We start from the raw sequence: 16,356 nt of genomic DNA, 5'->3' as shown, positions 1-16,356 counted from the left end.
CCACAAGGACGCGTTTTTCGCCAAAGGTCTGGTACCGATGCCCAAATCAGCAAACCGCTTTCCGCGCCTGCCACGCATCCCCGCCGCCGATCCCCAGGAGTCGGAACAGGCCTGGCAGAACGCGCCGCAACTGCTGGCTGCGCTCAATGGCGCGCGCCTGGGCGCCTGGTTATGGGACATCGACAGCGGCCGGGTCAGTTGGTCGCGCGGCACTCAGGCGCTTTTCGGTTTCGACCCGCAGCGCCCGCTACCTGCCGACATCGACTACCTCGACCTGCTGCCGGAAGAAGACCGTGCCCGCACGCGCCAGGCCTTCCAGGCGGTGGTCAATGGCGAACCGGTCGAGCAGGCCATGCGCCATCGCATCCGCTGGCCCGACGGCAGCGTGCACTGGCTGGAGATCAACGGCAGCCTGACCCATGACGCCAACGGCCACCCGCAGATGATCGGGGTGATCCGCGAAATCAGCCGCCAGCGGGAGCGGGAAACCGCGCTGATCAACTCGGAAAAACGTTTCGCCACCCTCTTCCACCTCAGCCCCAATGCCATCCTGCTCACCCGCCGCCAGGACGGCATGATCTTCGAGGTCAACCAGCACTTCGAGCACATGTTCGGCTGGCCGGGCGCACAAGTGGTGGGCAAGACCAGCCTGGAGCTGGGCCTGTGGGTCAACCCCGAGCAACGCTTCCAGGTGCTGGAGGCCACCCGTGCCGGCAGTGGGCCGCTGATCATGGAGGTACAGTTCCGTGCCACCAGCGGCAAGGTCCACGACGGCATCCTGTGCACCCAGGGCATCGAACTGGAAGGCGTCACCTTCCTGATCAGCACCTTCGTCGACACCACCGAGCGCAAGCGCGCCGAACAGGCCCTGAAGGACAGCCAGGAACGCCTCGACCTGGCCCTGGACTCGGCGCAGCTGGGCACCTGGGACTGGCACATCCCCAGCGGCATGCTCTATGGCTCGGCCCGCGCGGCACAATTGCACGGGCTGGCCCCGGTGCCCTTCCACGAATCCTTCGACGCCTTCTTCGAGGGCGTGCCCGAAGACGAGCGCAACGTCATGCGCCAGGCCTACCGCAGCCTGCGCGAGGGCCCGGCCGGTAACTACCAGATCACCTACCAGGTACAGCTGGAAAACGGCACCACACGCTTTATCGAAAGCCGCGCGCGGCTGTACCGCGACGAGCACGGCAACCCGCTGCGCATGGCCGGCACCCTGCTCGACATCACCGACCAGGTGGAGCGCGAGCAGCGCCTGAGCGCCTCCGAAGAGAAGTTCGCCAGCCTGTTCCAGGTCAGCCCCGACCCGATCTGCGTGACCCGCCAGGACACCGGCCAGTTCATCGAGATCAACCCGGCCTTCAGCCAGATCTTCGGCTGGGAAACCGACCAGGTGATCGGCCGCACCGCCGAAGAGCTTGGCCTGTGGGCCGAGTCGTCGGAGCGCGCCCAGCGCATCGAGCGGGTGATCCGCGACCAGGCCTTGAGCAATGTCGCGGTCGGGGTCAACCACCGCAACGGCACGCCACTGACCTGCGTGATCTCCAGCCGCCTGATCAGCGTCGACAACCAGCCCTGCAGCGTCACCACCCTGCGCGACATCACCCAGCAGCAACGCGCCGAAGCGGCGCTCAAGGCCAGCGAAGAGAAGTTCGCCAAGGCCTTCCACTCCAGCCCCGACGCCATCATCATCACCGAGCGCCAGAGCGGCTGTTACCTGGAAGTCAACGACGGCTTCTGCCGCCTGACCGGCTACAGCGCCACCGAAGTGGTGGGGCGCAGCGTCTACGACATCGGCATCTGGGCCGACGACAAGCAGCGCGCGGCCCTGCTCAACGAGCTGCGCGAGCGTGGCCGGGTGCATCACCGCGAAATGCTCGGGCGCAACAAACGCGGTGACATCCTCACCGTCGAGGTGTCGGTGGAGCCGATCAGCCTCAACGAGACCGACTGCCTGCTGCTCACCGCCCGCGATGTCAGCCTGCTGAAGAACGCCCAGGCGCAGATCCGCCACCTGGCCTACCACGACCCCTTGACCAACCTGCCCAACCGGGCACTGCTGATGGACCGCCTGAGCCAGCAGATCGCCCTGCTCAAGCGTCACAACCTGCGCGGCGCCCTGCTGTTCCTCGACCTCGACCACTTCAAGCACATCAACGACTCGCTCGGCCACCCGGTGGGCGACACCGTGCTGAAGATCATCACCGCCCGCCTGGAGGCCAGCGTGCGCCTGGAGGACACCGTGGCACGCCTGGGCGGCGACGAGTTCGTGGTGCTGCTCAGCGGTTTGGAAGGCAGCCGCGAGCTGGTGGAAAGCAAGGTGCGCGAACTCGCCGACACCCTGCGCGAGCTGCTGGCCGAACCCATGTCACTGGACGGCCAGCGCCTGCAGGTGACCCCGAGCATCGGCGTGGCGCTGATCCCCGACCATGGCGCGACCCCCGCCGACCTGCTCAAGCGCGCCGATATCGCCCTGTACCGGGCCAAGGATTCCGGGCGCAACACCACCCAACTGTTCCACAGCACCATGCAGAAGGCCGCCAGCGAACGCCTGCGCATGGAGAACGACCTGCGCCTGGCCCTGGCCCGGGGCGAGCTGGCCCTGCACTTCCAGCCCCAGGTCGATGCCCGCGACAACCGCATCGTCGGCGCCGAGGTACTGCTGCGCTGGCACCACCCGCAACTGGGCCAGCAACCGCCGGCGCAGTTCATCCAGGTGCTCGAGGAGAGCGGCCTGATCCTCGAAGTGGGCAGCTGGATCCTCGACGAGGCCTGCGACGCCTGTGCCCGCATGCTCGAAGACGGCCTGATCGACGCCGACGATTTCAGCCTGTGCGTCAATATCAGCCCCCGGCAGTTCCGCCAGAACGACTTCGTCGAGCGGGTATTGCGCAGCCTCGACGACTACCGCCTGCCGCGGCGCATGCTCACCCTGGAGATCACCGAAGGCATCGTCATCCAGAACCTGGAGGACACCATCAGCAAGATGAGCGAACTCAAGCGTTATGGTGTGAGTTTCGCCATGGATGACTTTGGTACCGGTTATTCGTCGCTCACCTACCTCAAGCGCCTGCCGGTGGATGCGCTGAAGATCGACCAGACCTTCGTGCGTGATGCGCCGGTCGACCCCAACGACGCCGAGATCGTACGCGCCATCGTGGCCATGGCACGCAGCCTGGAGCTGGCGGTGATCGCCGAAGGGGTGGAGTTGACCGAGCAGCTGGAGTTCCTGGAACGGCTGGGTTGCCACCTGTACCAGGGCTACCTGCACAGCCGGCCACTGCCGCTGCCGGAGTTTCGCCAGATGCTGATGGAGGCGCCAGCGGATTACTGAAATGCGCAACACCTTGTAGGAGCGGCTTCAGCCGCGATCACCCGCGCAAGCGGGTGCCAGGACTGCGGGCGCCTGCATCGCGGCTGAAGCCGCTCCTACAGAGGACGGTAGGGTCGCAAAAATACAAAAAAAGGGCACCCGAAGGTGCCCTTTCTTTCATCCCGCCGAACTCAGTTCAGCGCAGGCTTGTCGCCATTGATCGGGATGCGCTTGGCCTTGGCCTCTTCCGGCACCACGCGCAGCAGTTCGATGCTGAGCAGGCCGTTGGCAAGGCCCGCGCCCTTGACCTCGATATGGTCGGCCAGGCGGAACGACAGCTTGAAGGCGCGCTGGGCGATGCCCTGGTGCAGGTAGGTGACTCCTGCCGCGCCATTGTTTTCGCGCTTGCCACCGGTCACGGTCAGGACGCCTTTCTCGACCTGCAGGTCGAGGTCGTGCTCCTGGAAGCCGGCTGCGGCAACCACGATGCGATAGTGATCTTCACCGTGCTTTTCCACGTTGTAGGGTGGGTAGCTGCTACCGGCCTCGTTACGGGCGGCGGCTTCGAACAGGTCATTGAAACGGTCGAAGCCAACGGAGCTGCGGAAAAGCGGTGCAAGAGAGAAAGCGGTAGTCATGGTCATGAACTCCTGAGATTCAGCAAGTTAAGTCACTACGCGACCCGACTTCGGCATCGCGTACTCAAGAGATATGGCCGGGCCACGGGCTTTCAAGGGGCGGCAGAAAAATTTCTGCCGGGTTCGCCGGCAAGCCGGCTCCTACCACGATCCCGTAGGAGCCGGCTTGCCGGCGAACCCTTCAGGCGACACATTCCTCGAGTACCGGCATGTCGGCCCCAAGCAACCGGCTGATCCGCTGGCAATCATCCTCGCGGCGCAGTTCGGCAAACAGCACCACCGCCTCGGGGTAGCTGCGGGTGAGCATTGCCAGCCACTGCTTCATCCGCCCCGGTGCATAACGCGGCGACAGCTTGTCCTGGGCCTGACGCCAGAACTCGCGCAACAGCGGCAACAAGTCGTCCCACGCCATCGGCTGGTACTCCACACCATCACGAGCCGCCGCGATCTGCAACGCCAGGTCCGGCCGAGAAACCAACCCGCGCCCCAGCATGATGTCCGTGGCACCACTGACCTCGCGGCAGCGCCGCCAGTCATCCACGGTCCAGATCTCGCCATTGGCGAACACCGGCACCTTGACCACGTCCTGCACCCGCGCCACCCACTCCCAATGCGCCGGCGGCTTGTAGCCTTCGACCTTGGTCCGGGCATGCACCACAAGATGCTCGGCACCGCCCTCGGCCAGGGCCGTGGCGCAATCCAGGGCGCCATCCGGGGTTTCGAAGCCCAGGCGCATCTTGGCGGTCACCGGGATATGCGCTGGCACCTGGCGGCGCACCTCGCGCACGATGGCGTGCAGCAGTTCAGGCTCCTTGAGCAACACCGCCCCGCCACGGGACTTGTTCACGGTCTTGGCCGGGCAGCCGAAGTTCAGGTCGATCACCGGCGCCCCCAGCTCGCAGGCCAGCACAGCGTTCTCGGCCAGGCATACCGGGTCCGAACCGAGCAATTGCACACGCATCGGCACGCCTGCCGCGGTGCGCGCCCCCCGGCGCAGTTCAGGTGCGAGCTTGTCGAACGAAGACTCCGGCAACAGGCGGTCGCAGACGCGAATGAACTCGGTGACGCACCAGTCGATGCCCCCCACCCGGGTCAGGACGTCGCGCAGGATGTTGTCGACCAGCCCCTCCATCGGGGCCAGGGCAATTTGCATGGAAGTGTCTCGGTGCGAAAAAGGGCGGCAGTCTAGCAAAAAACCGCCACGCTTCAGTTGCCGATCAGCGCCGAGCCATAACCGTCTAGGAACTCTGCCGGCATGCGCCGGGGCTTGCCGCTGGACAGCTCGATGCAGGCGAAGGTGGTTTGCGCGCGCAGCAGCGTGACGCCATCGCTCGGGCGCTTGAGCTGGAAGCGACGGGTCATGCGCAAGCGCTGGTCCCAATCGATGATCCAGGTAGCCAGTTGCAGCTCGTCGTCCTCGTAGGCCGCGGCCAGGTAGTCGATCTCGTGGCGAACCACCGCCATGGCCCGGTCAAGGCGCCGGTACTCGGCCAGGTCCAGCCCCAGGCGCTGCGAATGGCGCCAGGCGCAGCGCTCCAGCCAGGTGACGTAGACGGCATTGTTGGCGTGGCCGAGGCCGTCGATGTCCTCGCTGCCGACGCGCAGGTCGATGACGAATGGTGCTGCCAGATCCCAGCTCATGCCCGCTCCCACAGGGTTTTGGTAAACGGGCAGAGTGTAACGGAAGCTCAGGCGCTTTGCCGCACGCGCCGAGGGGTGCGCGCCAGCAGCTCCAGCACCGCCTGGCCCAGGCGAGGGTCGGCCAGCACCCTCAGGTGGCCACCCGCCTCCAGCATCAGCAGGCGGCTGTCGAACCAGGCCTTGTGGATGAGCGGCGCTTCGCTGGCCGACACCAGGGTATCGTCCTGGGCATGTACCACCAGCCCCGGCAGGTCCAGCTGGTAACCACTGACATCCAGGCGCGCCACCTGGATGCCGACATCCCGCTCCACCTGGCGAATGAATGCCGCCCGCGCCCGCGCCGGTAACCCCAGATGCCGGGCAAAACCTCGCAGCACGCCTAGCAATTGGGCCGGCGCGGCAATGCTCACCGCCGCTTCCGTGCGCAACCCCCATTGCAAGGCCAGCATCAGGCTGGCGCCGCCCATCGAATGGCCGACCACCGCGCGCAAGGGCGGCAGTTCGGCGGCAGCTTCCAGCAACGCGCGGGCAAACAACACGACATGGGCCTGGTTGCCCGGCGAGTGACCATGGCCCGGTCCCTCCAGGGAAACCACGGTGTAACCGGCGTCGACCAGTGTTTCGATCAAGGCGGCGAACTGAGTCGGCCGCCCTTCCCAGCCGTGCATCAACAGCACAGTCGGCCCCTGCCCCCAACGTAGCGCCGACAGCCCGAAACGCAGGGTAATGCGCTCGGCACGGGCCAGCAACGGCAGCTCCCAGGGCTTGGGCGGCAGCGTGCGCGGGGTCATGAAGGCCCGGCGCATCTTGCCGGCGACATGCTCGGGGACCAGGTGGCCAAGGGTGCCGTTGACACCACGAATCCAGCTCAGAGTACTCATCGCCTAGCTCCAGGGGGCAGGTTGTTCAGATCACCGCCGACTTGGCGGCACGCAGGATACGGTCCGACAGCTCGCCCGGCCCGAGTGCCCGGGCAACAGCCAGGCCACCCACCATCAGGGCGAAGTCGGCCAGGGCCTTGTCGATGTCCTCGGGGCGGTCGACCATTTGCGCGGTCATCAGCTCGATATGTTCGGCCAGCACCTCGCGGAATGCCGGCGGCAAGCGTTGCATTTCACCAATCGCACTGGGGATCGGGCAGGCCTGCACCTCGGCGTCGCGATGCTTGCGCGACAAGTAGAAGGCAGCCGCCAGGGCCCGTCGCTCGGCGCCATCCAGGCTCGGGTCGACCTTGGCCAGCAAACCACGACGCTCGCCCAGCAATTGCCGGAACGCCTCGAGCATGAGCTCGTCCTTGCTGTCGAAGTGGGCGTAGAAGCCCCCTACCGTCAAACCCGCCGCGCCCATCACCTGGCTGACACTCGGGTCAGCCGGGCCGTGCTGGATCAAGGCGCTGCGAGCGGCTTCGAGAATCCGCTCGCGGGTCTTGCTCTTCTTGTCGCTCATGGCTCACCTCAAATATTATGATCGACATATTATGCCTATAATATTTTATGGCAAGCGCTATTTGCATCCAAGCAGAGGGGGATAGAAAAATGTTTGGAGGGCAGAAAAAACAAAAGGCCCATTCAATAAGCGAATGAGCCTTATAAGTCCCGCAAAACGCGGGTAAAAAATTGGCGTCCCCTAGGGGACTCGAACCCCTGTTACCGCCGTGAAAGGGCGGTGTCCTAGGCCACTAGACGAAGGGGACTTGACCTTCGTGCCGGGTCGCTTTCGCGAACCGTGGCGGAAATGGTGGAGCTAAGCGGGATCGAACCGCTGACCTCCTGCATGCCATGCAGGCGCTCTCCCAGCTGAGCTATAGCCCCGAGTAAAACAAAAGGCTCAACCATCTGATGATGAGCCTTTAAACTCCCGCAAAACGCGGGTAAAAGTGGCGTCCCCTAGGGGACTCGAACCCCTGTTACCGCCGTGAAAGGGCGGTGTCCTAGGCCACTAGACGAAGGGGACGTAACCTTCGTGCCGATCCGTTTTCACGAACCGCGGCAAAATTGGTGGAGCTAAGCGGGATCGAACCGCTGACCTCCTGCATGCCATGCAGGCGCTCTCCCAGCTGAGCTATAGCCCCGGATTTCTAGCCTCTCGGCCCAGCGACATGCTAAACATCGCTTGTGCAAAACTGGCGTCCCCTAGGGGACTCGAACCCCTGTTACCGCCGTGAAAGGGCGGTGTCCTAGGCCACTAGACGAAGGGGACGAACCTTCTTACCTTCAAGACCCGCTTACTGGAACCGGCCTTGTCTGACAGCTTTTGCTACCAGTCGGAATTTGGTGGAGCTAAGCGGGATCGAACCGCTGACCTCCTGCATGCCATGCAGGCGCTCTCCCAGCTGAGCTATAGCCCCACAATGTCGCTTTGAACCGAAGCGCTGGCTGGGTGCCTGGCGTTTCGTTTTCGTTCATCGCTGTGGACGGGGCGCATATTAAGATCGGATTGCAGGGCTGTCAAACGAATTTTTGAAAATATTCAAAATTTTTTTCACAGATAACAATCACTTACCGCCCTGCCCTTCTGGATCACTTCGCGCAAACGTGTAGGAGCGGCTTAAGCCGCGAACACCGGCGAAGCCGGTGCCATCCACCGCATCGCCTGCTTCGCGGATAAATCCGCTCCTACAGAATGGCAAACAGCATTGCCTCAGGCGATGGACGCCAGCAGCTTTTCCCATTCCTTGTTTTCTTTCTTCGACACACCACCGAGCAGGTCGATGGCCTGGCGCAGGCGGTAGCGGGTCAGGTCCGGGCCGAGGATCTCCATGGCGTCGAGCACCGACACCGAGCTGGCCTGGCCGGTGATGGCGGCGAACATCAGCGGCATGGCATCACGCAACTTGAGCTCCAGCGACTCGACCACGGCCTGGATGCAGCCGGTGATACGGTCCTTTTCCCACTGGCGCAGGCTTTCCAGCTTCCACAGGATCAGTTGCATCACCTGGCGTACCTGGTCGGCCGACAGTTTCTTGCTCTCGAACAGTTTTGCATCGAGCTTGAGCGCGCCTTCGAAGAAGAAGCCACCCAGCGGCGCGACTTGGCTGAAAGTCTCGACCCGGCCCTGTACGTGCGGGGCGATCTTCATCATGTAGTCGCTGTTGAAGGCCCACTTCTGCACGCGCGCGGCGAACTCTTCCACCGGCAGCTCACGCAGCCACTGGCCGTTCAGCCAGGAGAGCTTCTCGATGTCGAAGATCGGGCCGCCCAGGGAGATGCGCGACAGGTCGAAGTGCTCGACCATTTCCGCCAGCGAGAACTTCTCGCGCTCGTCCGGCATCGACCAGCCCATGCGGCCCAGGTAGTTGAGCATGGCTTCGGGCATGAAGCCCATGCGCTCGTAGAAGGTCACCGAGGTCGGGTTCTTGCGCTTGGACAGCTTGCTCTTGTCGGGGTTGCGCAGCAGCGGCATGTAGCACAGCTTGGGCTGTTCCCAACCGAAGTACTCGTACAGCTTGATCAGCTTGGGCGCCGACGGCAGCCACTCTTCACCACGCAGCACGTGGGTGATGCCCATCAGGTGGTCGTCGACCACGTTGGCCAGGAAGTACGTCGGCAGGCCGTCGTTCTTCATCAGCACCTGCATGTCCATGCGGTCCCATGGGATTTCGACGTCGCCACGGAGCATGTCCGGCACCACGCAGATGCCTTCGCTCGGCACCTTCATGCGGATCACGTGCGGCTCGCCAGCAGCCAGGCGACGCTGCACTTCCTCGTCGCTCAGCAGCAGGGCGCGACCGTCATAGCGCGGGGTTTCACCACGTGCCATCTGCTCGGCGCGCATCTGCTCCAGCTCTTCTGCAGTGCAGAAGCAGTAGAAGGCGTGGCCGGCGTCGACCAGTTCCTTGGCGTACTTGGCATAGATCTCGCCACGCTCGCTCTGCCGGTACGGGCCGTGCGAGCCGCCGACGTCCGGGCCTTCGTTCCACTCGATGCCGAGCCAGCGCAGGGCGTCGAAGATCTGCTGCTCCGACTCGCGGGTGGAGCGCAACTGGTCGGTGTCTTCGATCCGCAGGATGAACTCACCGCCATGCTGCTTGGCAAAGCAGTAGTTGAACAGGGCGATGTAGGCGGTGCCGACATGGGGGTCGCCAGTGGGCGATGGCGCGATACGCGTACGAACGGTGGTCATTGGGAGTCTCGAACGAAGATTGAAACAAAGGCTGGATGTTAGCAGGGAGCGGGCACCGGGCTCCAGCAATGGCGCTATCGTCACTTGTGACGGCGCCGGCTACCGCTGTTAAATTTGCTTACATTTTTGGAATCCTGGTCCCCATGCCCGCCCAACTCAAACGTCGCCTGCTGATCTTCATCACCCTGGTGCTGCTCGTCGGCCTTGGCTTCCTCGCCCACTGGTACTTCAAGGGGCGCTTCTACGAAAGCACCGACAACGCCTATGTGCAGGGCGAGATCACGCGCATTTCCAGCCAGCTGGGGGCGCGTATCGATGAGGTGCGGGTGGAAGACAACCAGCATGTCAACAAAGGCGACCTGCTGGTGCGCCTGGAGGTTGCCGATTTCGAACTGGCGATCGAACGCGCCCGTGCGGCCCTGGCCACCCGCGAGGCCGAACGGGTGCAGGCGCAGAGCCGCCTGGCCCAGCAAGGCAGCCTGATCGCCGCCGGCCAGGCCCAGGTCGCCGCCAGCCAAGCCACCCTCGACCGCTCGCAGCTCGACCTCAACCGCGCCCAGGCCCTGCGCAAGCCCGGTTTCATCTCTGAAGAGCGGGTCACCACCCTGTCGGCGGACAGCCATGTCGCCCGTTCCCAGGTCGACAAGGCCCAGGCCGACCTCAAGGGCCAGCGCCAGCAGGTCGATGCCCTGACCGCTGAACTCAAGCGCCTGGACGCACAGATCGCCAATGCCCGCGCCGACCTGGCACAGGCCGAACTGAACCTGACCCGCTGCGAGATCCACGCGCCGATCAGCGGCACCATCGGCCAGCGCAGCGCGCGCAACGGCCAGGTGGTGCAGGCCGGCGCCTACCTGTTGTCGATCGTCCCCGACGAGGCCATCTGGGTGCAGGCCAACTTCAAGGAAACCCAGATCGGCAGGATGCATCCTGGGCAGCGCGCTGAACTGGTGTTCGACAGCTACCCGGACACACCGATCGAAGGCCGCGTGAACAGCCTGTTCGCCGCCTCCGGCGCCCAGTTCAGCCTGCTGCCACCGGACAACGCCACCGGCAACTTCACCAAGGTGGTGCAGCGCATTCCGGTCAAGCTGACCTTCGCCGCCGACAACCCGCTGCATGGCCGAATCCGCCCGGGCATGTCGGTCACCGCCACGGTCGACCTGCGCGATGGGGATGCGGATGGCCGGTGACCAGCTCCTGCGGCCCACCGCCGAGCCGACCCGGCGCGACTGGATCGCGGTGATGAGCGTGATGCTGGGCGCCTTCATGGCGGTGCTGGACATCCAGATCACCAACTCCTCGCTCAAGGACATCCAGGGCGCGCTGTCGGCGACCCTGGAGGAAGGCTCGTGGATCTCCACCTCCTACCTGGTGGCGGAGATCATCATGATCCCGCTGACCGCCTGGTTGGTGCAGCTGCTTTCGACCAGGCGCCTGGCGGTATGGGTTTCGCTGGGGTTCCTGCTGTCGTCGCTGCTGTGCTCGATGGCCTGGAACCTGGAGAGCATGATCGTGTTCCGCGCCCTGCAGGGGTTCACCGGCGGCGCGCTGATTCCTCTGGCCTTTACCCTGACCTTGATCAAGCTGCCCGAACACCATCGCGCCAAGGGCATGGCCATGTTCGCCATGACGGCCACCTTCGCGCCCTCCATCGGCCCGACACTGGGTGGCTGGCTGACCGAGAACTGGGGCTGGGAGTACATCTTCTACATCAACGTTCCGCCTGGGTTAGTCATGATCGCCGGCCTGCTCTACGGGCTGGAAAAGAAAGAAGCCCACTGGGAGTTGCTCAAAAGCACCGATTACGCCGGCATCGTCAGCCTGGGCGTTGGCCTGGGCTGCCTTCAGGTCTTCCTGGAGGAAGGCCATCGCAAGGACTGGCTCGAATCGAGCCTGATCGTGGGCCTGGGCACCACCGCCCTGCTCAGCCTGATCCTGTTCGTGATCCTGCAATTCTCCCGCCCTCACCCGCTGATCAACTTGCGTATTCTCGGTAACCGAAACTTCGGCCTGTCGAGCATCGCCAGCCTGGGCATGGGGGTCGGGTTGTACGGCTCGATCTACTTGTTGCCGTTGTACCTGGCACAGATCCAGGGCTACAACGCCCTGCAGATCGGCGAGGTGATCATGTGGATGGGCGTGCCGCAGCTGTTTCTGATCCCGCTGGTACCGCTGCTGATGAAGGTGATCCCGCCCAAAGTGCTGTGTGCCCTGGGCTTTTGCCTGTTCGGCCTGGCCAGTTTCAGCTCGGGGGTGCTCAACCCGGATTTCGCCGGGCCACAGTTCAACCAGATCCAGGTGATCCGTGCCATCGGCCAACCCATGATCATGGTGACCATCTCGCTGATCGCCACGGCCTTCATACAACCGCAGGACGCAGGGTCGGCCTCGAGCCTGTTCAATATCTTGCGCAACCTGGGTGGCGCGATTGGCATCGCACTACTGGCGACGTTGCTGGATGCGCGGACCAAGGTGTACTTCGACTACTTGCGCGAGGCGCTGGTGCCGAGCAACCCGCAGGTGGCAGAACGCTTGGCACAGCTGGGCGAGCGGTTGGGGAGTGACACGGCGGCGCTGGGCAAGCTCTCGGAGATTACCCACCAACAAGCGTTGATCATGGCCTACAACGATGCCTTCCACTTTGTCGGGATCGGCTTGGCGGTGAGCATGCTGGCGGTGTTGCTGACCAGGAAGTTGCCGCAGGGGTTGAAGGCAGGGGAAGCACATTAGCTTGCACTCTGCCTTGGTGGTTCGCTGTAGGAGCGGCTTCAGCCGCGATGCAGGCAACGCTGTGCCTGGCACCCGCTTTGCGGGTGATCGCGGCTAAAGCCGCTCCTACAGAGGTGGCGCCAAATCAATGAATACGGTTGGCGAACCAGGGATGGTTCAACTGGTAATCAGGCGCTCACGCAACTGCCCGATCTCGTCGCGTAACTGCGCTGCGGCCTCGAACTCCAGGTCGCGGGCGAACTGGAACATTTTCTCTTCCAGTTGCTTGATGCGCTTGGTGATCTGCGCCGGCGTCTGCAGTTCGACCTCGTAACGCCCGGCCTCCTCCGCCGCCTTGGCCATGCCCTTGCGCTTCTTGCTGCGCGCACCTGGCACAGTGGCGCCTTCCATGATGTCGGTGATGTCCTTGACCACGCCCTTGGGCACGATACCGTTGGCCGCATTGAATGCGATCTGCTTCTCGCGCCGCCGCTCGGTCTCATCGATGGCGCGCTGCATGGAGCCGGTGATGTTGTCGGCGTAGAGGATCGCCTTGCCGTTGAGGTTGCGCGCGGCGCGGCCGATGGTCTGGATCAGCGAGCGCTCGGAGCGCAGGAAGCCTTCCTTGTCGGCATCGAGGATGGCCACCAGCGATACCTCGGGCATGTCCAGGCCCTCGCGCAGCAGGTTGATGCCCACCAGCACATCGAAGGTGCCCAGGCGCAGGTCGCGGATGATCTCCACCCGTTCGACGGTGTCGATGTCCGAATGCAGGTAGCGTACCCGCACATCATGGTCGGCGAGATAGTCGGTGAGGTCCTCGGCCATGCGCTTCGTCAGCGTGGTGGCCAGCACCCGCTCGCCCTGGGCGACGCGCTTGCCAATTTCCGAGAGCAGGTCGTCGACCTGGGTGAGCGCCGGACGTACCTCTACCTGTGGGTCGACCAGGCCGGTCGGACGCACCACCTGCTCGACCACGCGGCCGGCGTGTTCGGCTTCATAAGGGCCTGGCGTTGCGGAAACGAAGATGGTCTGCGGGCTGACCGCCTCCCATTCGTCGAAACGCATCGGCCGGTTGTCCAGTGCCGACGGCAGGCGGAAACCGTACTCCACCAGCGTCTCCTTGCGTGAACGGTCGCCCTTGTACATGGCGCCGACCTGCGGAACGCTGACGTGGGACTCGTCGATCACCAGCAGCGCGTCATCGGGCAGGTAGTCGTAGAGCGTAGGTGGCGGCGCACCGGCCGGGCGCCCGGAGAGGTAGCGCGAGTAGTTCTCGATGCCGTTGCAGTAGCCCAGTTCGAGGATCATTTCCAGATCGAAGCGGGTGCGCTGTTCCAGACGCTGCGCTTCCACCAGCTTGTTGTGCGTGTTGAGGTACTCGAGGCGCTCCTTGAGCTCCTCCTTGATCCCTTCCACCGCCTCGACCAAAGTTTCCCGCGGGGTGACGTAGTGGCTCTTGGGATAGAAGGTGAAGCGCGGCAGCTTGCGGATCACCTCACCGGTCAGCGGGTCGAACGCGGCGATGTTCTCCACCTCGTCGTCGAACAGTTCGATGCGGATGGCCTCCAGGTCCGATTCGGCCGGAAAAATGTCGATCACGTCGCCGCGCACGCGGAAGGTGGCGCGGGCGAAGTCCATCTCGTTGCGGGTGTACTGCAGGTCGGTCAGACGGCGCAGCAGGGCACGCTGGTCGAGCTTGTCGCCGCGATCGACGTGCAGGACCATCTTCAGGTACGTCTCGGGGCTACCGAGGCCATAGATGCACGAAACGGTGGTGACGATGATCGCGTCGCGCCGCTCGAGCAGCGCCTTGGTCGCCGACAGGCGCATCTGCTCGATGTGGTCATTGATCGAGGCGTCCTTCTCGATGAAGGTGTCCGACGACGGCACGTAGGCTTCGGGCTGATAGTAGTCGTAGTACGAAACGAAATACTCGACCGCGTTGTTCGGGAAGAACGCCTTGAACTCGCCATACAACTGGGCGGCCAGGGTCTTGTTGGGGGCCAGCACCATGGTCGGGCGCTGCACCTGCTGGATGACGTTGGCGATGCTGAAGGTCTTGCCCGAGCCTGTCACCCCGAGCAGGGTCTGGTGCGACAGACCGGCGTCAATACCCTCGACCATCTGGCGGATGGCTTCGGGCTGGTCGCCGGCCGGCTGGAATCGGGTAACGAGCTGAAACTCGGACATGACGGACCTCATGGATGTCGCGGCAACTGTAAATTTAGCCAGTAGTCTATACCCAAATACGGCGCACGACCGCAGGATTCAAGCCCGACCTGTGAACGTTCATGACAATGGACCGGGCAATTCGACCAATGGTCGAAAAATATTTGCGCAAACAGCCGTAAAAGCTGCGCCAGACTGTCGCAGTGACCGACCGGTATCACTATACTGACTCCCCGTTTGTGCACCGCTTCAGTGCATTTCGGCTGGAGCGTGGCGACCCCTATCACTCTCCTATCAGAGCCAAGGTAACAATGAGCCTGTTTTCCGCAGTCGAGCTGGCACCCCGCGACCCTATCCTGGGCCTCAATGAAGCATTCAACGCCGACCCACGCACTGACAAAGTCAACCTGGGCGTAGGCGTCTACTGCAATGAGGAAGGCCGTATCCCGCTGCTGCGCGCGGTGATCGAAGCCGAAACCGCCCGTGCCGCCCAGCACGCCTCCCGCGGCTACCTGCCGATCGACGGCATCGCCCAGTACGATCAGGCCGTGCAGAAGCTGATCTTCGGTAAAGCGTCGCCGCTGCTGGCCGAAGGCCGCGTGGTCACCGTGCAGGCTGTCGGCGGTACCGGCGCCCTGAAGATCGGTGCCGACTTCCTCAAGCGCCTGCAGCCAGGCGCCGTGGTCGCCATCAGCGACCCGAGCTGGGAAAACCACCGCGCCCTGTTCGAAACCGCTGGTTTCCCGGTGCAGACCTACCGTTACTACGATGCGGCCAGCCACGACGTCAACCGTGCCGGCATGCTCGAGGACCTGAACAAGCTGCCGTCCGGCTCGATCATCGTCCTGCACGCCTGCTGCCACAACCCGACCGGCGTCGACCTGTCGCTGGACGACTGGAAGAACGTGCTGGAAGTGGTCAAGGCCAAAGGCCATGTGCCCTTCCTCGACATGGCCTACCAGGGCTTCGGCGCCGGCATTGCCGAAGACGCCTTCGCCGTGCGCCTGTTCGCCGAGTCGGGCCTGGAGTTCTTCGTCTCCAGCTCGTTCTCCAAATCGTTCTCGCTGTATGGCGAGCGCGTCGGCGCGCTGTCGATCGTCACCGGCTCGAAAGACGAAAGCACCCGCGTGCTGTCGCAGGTCAAGCGCGTGATCCGCACCACCTACTCCAACCCACCGACCCACGGCGCCAGCATCGTCGCCGCCGTGCTCAACAGCCCCGAGCTGTGCCAGATGTGGGAAACCGAGCTGGCCGAGATGCGCGAGCGCATCCACGGCATGCGCAAGCAGATGGTCCAGCTGCTGGCCGAATACGGCGCCAACCGTGACTTCAGCTTCGTCGGCCGCCAGTGCGGCATGTTCTCCTACTCGGGCCTGACCGTGGAGCAAGTGACCCGCCTGAAAAGCGAGTTCGGCATCTACGCACTGGACACCGGCCGCATCGCGGTCGCCGCGCTGAACCAGAGCAACATCCACGTGGTCACCAAGGCCATCGTCGAAGTGCTGTAACTGCTTGATTGTCTAGGGGAAGCTTGACTTCCCCTGGGCAAGCGGTAAGATGCGCACAGATTCCGCGATAGCTCAGTCGGTAGAGCAAATGACTGTTAATCATTGGGTCCCTGGTTCGAGTCCAGGTCGCGGAGCCAAACACTGAAAACCTCCAGATGCGCAAGCACTGGAGGTTTTTTCTTTTGTGCCCCGCCGTCTTGTGTTCCCCCTCCCCTGGACTATCGTCAGCGTGCGCATTCGGCGCAGCAAC

Annotated in this window: 11 protein-coding genes and 7 tRNA genes; 5 read left to right on the top strand and 13 right to left on the bottom strand. The window is 63.7% G+C overall.

Annotated elements, in window-relative coordinates; all coding sequences use genetic code 11:
* Positions 1–37: 37 nt before the first annotated feature.
* Positions 38–3,334 (top strand): PAS domain S-box protein, encoded by a 3,297-nt coding sequence (locus PSEEN_RS07685; RefSeq protein ID WP_044487853.1) that lies wholly within the window; start codon positions 38–40, stop codon positions 3,332–3,334.
* A 170-nt stretch (positions 3,335–3,504) separates the two neighbouring features.
* Here PSEEN_RS07685 and PSEEN_RS07680 read toward each other — a convergent pair whose 3' ends face one another.
* The 12 genes from PSEEN_RS07680 to gltX all read right to left on the bottom strand — a co-directional run bounded on the left by PSEEN_RS07680 (position 3,505) and on the right by gltX (position 9,714).
* Positions 3,505–3,951, bottom strand: a complete 447-nt coding sequence (locus tag PSEEN_RS07680; RefSeq protein ID WP_011532910.1) for an Hsp20 family protein — start codon at positions 3,949–3,951, stop codon at positions 3,505–3,507.
* Between the two features lie 181 nt (positions 3,952–4,132).
* Positions 4,133–5,104, bottom strand: coding sequence for a tRNA dihydrouridine synthase (locus tag PSEEN_RS07675; protein ID WP_011532909.1), 972 nt, complete (start codon positions 5,102–5,104; stop codon positions 4,133–4,135).
* A gap of 53 nt (positions 5,105–5,157) precedes the next feature.
* The gene (locus tag PSEEN_RS07670) at positions 5,158–5,592 is read right to left on the bottom strand and encodes an acyl-CoA thioesterase (RefSeq protein WP_011532908.1); all 435 of its coding nucleotides are present in this window, start codon (positions 5,590–5,592) and stop codon (positions 5,158–5,160) included.
* Between the two features lie 47 nt (positions 5,593–5,639).
* Positions 5,640–6,473 (bottom strand): alpha/beta fold hydrolase, encoded by an 834-nt coding sequence (locus tag PSEEN_RS07665; RefSeq protein ID WP_011532907.1) that lies wholly within the window; start codon positions 6,471–6,473, stop codon positions 5,640–5,642.
* A gap of 25 nt (positions 6,474–6,498) precedes the next feature.
* Positions 6,499–7,038, bottom strand: coding sequence for a TetR/AcrR family transcriptional regulator (locus PSEEN_RS07660; RefSeq protein ID WP_011532906.1), 540 nt, complete (start codon positions 7,036–7,038; stop codon positions 6,499–6,501).
* A 171-nt stretch (positions 7,039–7,209) separates the two neighbouring features.
* Positions 7,210–7,285: transfer RNA gene (locus tag PSEEN_RS07655), tRNA-Glu, on the bottom strand.
* 42 nt (positions 7,286–7,327) lie between these two features.
* A tRNA-Ala gene (locus tag PSEEN_RS07650) sits at positions 7,328–7,403 on the bottom strand.
* Positions 7,404–7,469: 66 nt separating this feature from the next.
* A tRNA-Glu gene (locus PSEEN_RS07645) sits at positions 7,470–7,545 on the bottom strand.
* Positions 7,546–7,587: 42 nt separating this feature from the next.
* Positions 7,588–7,663 (bottom strand) — tRNA-Ala (locus PSEEN_RS07640).
* 52 nt (positions 7,664–7,715) lie between these two features.
* Positions 7,716–7,791: transfer RNA gene (locus PSEEN_RS07635), tRNA-Glu, on the bottom strand.
* A 72-nt stretch (positions 7,792–7,863) separates the two neighbouring features.
* Positions 7,864–7,939: transfer RNA gene (locus PSEEN_RS07630), tRNA-Ala, on the bottom strand.
* A gap of 293 nt (positions 7,940–8,232) precedes the next feature.
* Positions 8,233–9,714 carry a glutamate--tRNA ligase gene (gene gltX / locus PSEEN_RS07625; RefSeq protein WP_011532905.1) on the bottom strand — a complete coding sequence of 494 codons (1,482 nt, stop codon included), beginning with the start codon at positions 9,712–9,714 and terminating at the stop codon, positions 8,233–8,235.
* Positions 9,715–9,857: 143 nt separating this feature from the next.
* Here gltX and PSEEN_RS07620 point away from each other — a divergent pair, with 143 nt between their 5' ends.
* Together PSEEN_RS07620 and PSEEN_RS07615 are read left to right on the top strand one after the other, a co-directional pair.
* The gene (locus tag PSEEN_RS07620; protein WP_044487851.1) at positions 9,858–10,907 is read left to right on the top strand and encodes an HlyD family secretion protein; all 1,050 of its coding nucleotides are present in this window, start codon (positions 9,858–9,860) and stop codon (positions 10,905–10,907) included.
* Positions 10,897–12,447 carry an MDR family MFS transporter gene (locus PSEEN_RS07615; RefSeq protein ID WP_011532903.1) on the top strand — a complete coding sequence of 517 codons (1,551 nt, stop codon included), beginning with the start codon at positions 10,897–10,899 and terminating at the stop codon, positions 12,445–12,447. The genes PSEEN_RS07620 and PSEEN_RS07615 overlap by 11 nt, the downstream gene beginning before the upstream one ends.
* 156 nt (positions 12,448–12,603) lie before the next feature.
* On the opposite strand, the gene uvrB is transcribed toward PSEEN_RS07615, so the two are convergent.
* Positions 12,604–14,619 carry an excinuclease ABC subunit UvrB gene (uvrB, locus tag PSEEN_RS07610; protein WP_011532902.1) on the bottom strand — a complete coding sequence of 672 codons (2,016 nt, stop codon included), beginning with the start codon at positions 14,617–14,619 and terminating at the stop codon, positions 12,604–12,606.
* Between the two features lie 290 nt (positions 14,620–14,909).
* Here uvrB and PSEEN_RS07605 point away from each other — a divergent pair, with 290 nt between their 5' ends.
* Entirely contained in the window at positions 14,910–16,106 is a 1,197-nt protein-coding gene (locus PSEEN_RS07605) for an amino acid aminotransferase (protein ID WP_011532901.1), read from the top strand.
* A gap of 61 nt (positions 16,107–16,167) precedes the next feature.
* Positions 16,168–16,243, top strand: a tRNA-Asn gene (locus tag PSEEN_RS07600).
* Positions 16,244–16,356 lie beyond the last annotated feature (113 nt).

It is taken from the genome of Pseudomonas entomophila L48 (assembly GCF_000026105.1).
Classification (GTDB): Bacteria; Pseudomonadota; Gammaproteobacteria; order Pseudomonadales; family Pseudomonadaceae; genus Aquipseudomonas; species Aquipseudomonas entomophila.
This window is presented reverse-complemented; position numbering and strand designations above follow the sequence as displayed.

Bases quoted from the DNA above. Each gene is read 5' to 3' on its own strand.
- PSEEN_RS07605 (WP_011532901.1), top strand. From the start codon at position 14,910: ATGAGCCTGTTTTCCGCAGTCGAGCTGGCACCCCGCGACCCTATCCTG.
- PSEEN_RS07620 (WP_044487851.1), top strand. From the start codon at position 9,858: ATGCCCGCCCAACTCAAACGTCGCCTGCTGATCTTCATCACCCTGGTG.
- PSEEN_RS07615 (WP_011532903.1), top strand. From the start codon at position 10,897: ATGGCCGGTGACCAGCTCCTGCGGCCCACCGCCGAGCCGACCCGGCGC.
- PSEEN_RS07675 (WP_011532909.1), bottom strand. From the start codon at position 5,104: ATGCAAATTGCCCTGGCCCCGATGGAGGGGCTGGTCGACAACATCCTG.
- uvrB (WP_011532902.1), bottom strand. From the start codon at position 14,619: ATGTCCGAGTTTCAGCTCGTTACCCGATTCCAGCCGGCCGGCGACCAG.
- PSEEN_RS07680 (WP_011532910.1), bottom strand. From the start codon at position 3,951: ATGACTACCGCTTTCTCTCTTGCACCGCTTTTCCGCAGCTCCGTTGGC.
- PSEEN_RS07670 (WP_011532908.1), bottom strand. From the start codon at position 5,592: ATGAGCTGGGATCTGGCAGCACCATTCGTCATCGACCTGCGCGTCGGC.
- PSEEN_RS07685 (WP_044487853.1), top strand. From the start codon at position 38: ATGCCCAAATCAGCAAACCGCTTTCCGCGCCTGCCACGCATCCCCGCC.
- PSEEN_RS07665 (WP_011532907.1), bottom strand. From the start codon at position 6,473: ATGAGTACTCTGAGCTGGATTCGTGGTGTCAACGGCACCCTTGGCCAC.
- gltX (WP_011532905.1), bottom strand. From the start codon at position 9,714: ATGACCACCGTTCGTACGCGTATCGCGCCATCGCCCACTGGCGACCCC.
- PSEEN_RS07660 (WP_011532906.1), bottom strand. From the start codon at position 7,038: ATGAGCGACAAGAAGAGCAAGACCCGCGAGCGGATTCTCGAAGCCGCT.